A 3,049-nucleotide genomic window follows, 5' to 3' on the forward strand; every position below is an offset into this window, starting at 1 on the left:
TTCTGATATTTCCATGTGAGTCTATTTGATGTAGTGATAAAGTTCCAACACACCTCCGTGAAACGCCGAGTTTCAGAGAGTGAAACGCGTCAGTACAATGTATCAGGTCGACACGAGATGTATCTAGCGTGACACTCAACATTGGTTCATCGCTTGCTGGCGGAATCAGTCGTGTCGCGAATCGTAACGGCTTGCTGTTGATGGTCGCATATTTGATTATCGGGGCTGCGTGGCAGATCCCGTTTTATAGCGCTGTCGTCACGGGGCTTGAGCAGTCAGGTACGCCGACAGAGAACGTAGCTCTCCCGTCAATCGACGCCCCGCTTGCCGTTTCCGTGAGCGCAGCTATCCTCATGTTGCTCGGGCTTCAATGGCTCACGGTTGTCACGATTCGAACGTTTGTCGGCGGTCATACACGGACAATTCCGTCAGAGTACTACACGCGAAATATTGTGCCGGTCCTGCTAAACTCACTCGTTGGTGGGCTCATATACGGGGTTCTCATGTTCGTCGGATCAGTGCTCTTTGTTATTCCCGGGATCATCGCGTACGTCGCGTTCATCTTCATGATCGTGTATGTTGCGGTAGAGGACAAGAACTTCATCGCCGGGTTTCGAGATAGCTGGCAGCTAACGCGCGGCCATTGGCTGCGACTGTTTGGATTATTATTAGTAGTTGTCGCTGGGATTGGGCTCATCTCAGGTGTGTTAACAGCGATTACATCGTTAGTGGTCGGTGCCATTGCCGGGCAAGCAATAGGAATCCTGCTGTCAGGTATTGTCGGACTCCCGTTTTCGCTACTCATCCTTGCGACCCTAGCAGAAGCATTCACCCAACTGCGAGAGAGTGAAAAAAGGGTGGTGACATCGTAGGTTGTACTAACTGTGATCGTAGTGGAACGTGTCACCTGCTGAGAATTTCAACAAAGCAGAACGAGCCTGTTCGGAACCGGGCCTGCTGCTTCATTCACAGCCGTCAACGCAGTACGTTTGGCAAAGAAATGTGAACGGCTGTTCCACCATCGGCGGGCCGCTCAAACTCGATACCGCCACCGAGTTGCCGAACACCCCAGTTGACAAGCCAGAGGCCAATTCCGTGATTGTGCTGGAACGGCGACTCACCGTCGGCTCGGAACGGAGTAAGTACGCGGTCGGGGATCCCGGGCCCATCGTCACGCACCGTGACTCGCGTCTCATCATTGGCCGTAGACTGCGTCGTCTCAATTTCGACTTCCGGGGAGTTGCCGGCGTGTTCAACGGCGTTCTCGACGAGCTCGCTTAAGACCAGTCGAAAAACGGCTGTATCAGCCGGTGCGGGAGCCTCCGCGGAGGACAGTTGAATCGTCGCTTCGTCGTGAGACTCACGGAGGTCGGCGACGACAGACTCCAGTACTGTTCCCCCTCTGCGATTTTCCGGGTTGTCGTTGTCCTGAAGCATCTGACTGGCGGCACGCGCCTTACCGCTCAGTTCCAAGAGGCTGTTCGCAATGTCGTGAACGCTTTCGGCGTATTCTCGGACGACCTCATCTTCCGCCGCCTCCGCAATTGTAGCCGTGTATCCCAAGACCGCGTCCATATCATTCCGCACATTGTGTCTCAGTACACGGTTTAGCACTTGAACGCGTTCTTCGCGGTCGCGCCGTCCAGTGACGTCCCGAGCGATAGTGACCACACGCTGCTCGCCGCCAATCTCTGTTAAGGTCGCGTTGACCTCAAGCCATACGACATCGCCGCTGGCGGTCCGCAACGCCCACTCGATGTCCCTCACCGGGTCACCGGATTTGGCCACGTCGCGGACGACCTCTCCGATCGTGTCCGCGTCGAATCCGAGTGCCGTCGCCGTCACCTCTTCTGGGTCCATATCGATGATCGTGTCACGGTCATATCCGAGGAGCTCACACATGGTGTCGTTGACATCGAGTAGCTCCGCGGTCTGCGGGTCGTAGATTCCAATCACGTCCGTCACACCGTTGAAGACCTGTTCGAACTCTCGTTCGCGACGCTTCCGCTCCGTGATATCACGCTGGATCGACAGAACTCGCTGTTCACCACCGATCTCGGCCGTCGCTAACGTGACCTCTATCCATGACTGCTCCTCGTCCGGCGGGGCGACCTTCCACTCGATGGTCTTCGGTTCCCCCGAACGGGCCACAGTCTGAATCAGTTCTTTACCCCGTTCCGCTGTGTACCCGTCCTCAGTCGCGCTGAGACCCTCGATACCGAGTTCGCGAATACGCTCGAGATCGTCGCATCCTACGAGTTCGTGATACGAATCGTTCACACTAGCAAAGGAGAGCGTCTCCGGGTCGAAGATGGCGATAGCGTCGTTGACTCCGTTGAATATCTGCTCGTACTCCCGCTCGCGACGTTTCTGTTCTGTAATATCACGCATCAACGAGAGGACACGTCGCTGACCGCCTACAGTCGCGACTGTGAGGTTCGCTTCGACGAGACGATGGTCGCCCTCAGCAGTCTCAATTCGCCACTCGACTGTTTCATCTTCCTCGGTTTCGCCGACATCGGTGATAAGCCGTCTCGCGCGCTCATCAGTGTAGCCTTCCTCGGGAACACGGAGGTCGTTGATTCCTTGTTGAAGAATCGTGTCGTAGTCGTATCCGAACAGTTCGACGTAACTGTCGTTCACGTCGACCATTTCACCCGTGTCGGGGTCGTGGACTGCGATCGCAGTGGTAACGCCGTTGAATATCTGCTCGTACTCGCGCTCACGGCGCCGCGCATCGGTAACGTCTCGAATGACCCCGACGATCCGGTCAACGGCACCGCCTGGACCGCGGCTCGGATAGCCGCGTACCTCAACCCAACGTGTCTCACCGTCCACGCGGAGTCGGTGACTGAACGTGTACGGCCCCGACTCCTCCCCGCGGATGTGTTCGCTCATGGCGACGAGGTCCGAGTGGTACGCCTCGCGGTCGTCCGGATGAACGGCGTCGAGAACGGCCATCGGGTCGTCATACAGGCGTTCGACCGGTTGGTCGAACAAATCCGCGTAGGCCTCGTTGATAAAGAGAACCTCCGAGAGATCCGCACGT

At 56.6% G+C, this 3,049-nt stretch carries 2 protein-coding genes; one reads left to right on the top strand and one right to left on the bottom strand.

Going from position 1 to position 3,049, the window contains the following annotated elements; genetic code table 11:
• Nucleotides 1-128 precede the first annotated feature (128 nt).
• A complete protein-coding gene (locus tag DJ74_RS16165) occupies nt 129-872 on the top strand; it encodes a hypothetical protein (RefSeq protein WP_241881403.1) in 744 nt (247 codons plus the stop codon).
• A 103-nt stretch (nt 873-975) separates the two neighbouring features.
• On the opposite strand, the gene DJ74_RS16170 is transcribed toward DJ74_RS16165, so the two are convergent.
• The coding region (locus tag DJ74_RS16170) for a PAS domain S-box protein (protein ID WP_141212736.1) at nt 976-3,049 on the bottom strand (2,074 nt) is incomplete at its 5' end.

It is taken from the genome of Halorubrum sp. Ea8 (assembly GCF_002252925.1).
Classification (GTDB): domain Archaea; phylum Halobacteriota; class Halobacteria; order Halobacteriales; family Haloferacaceae; genus Halorubrum.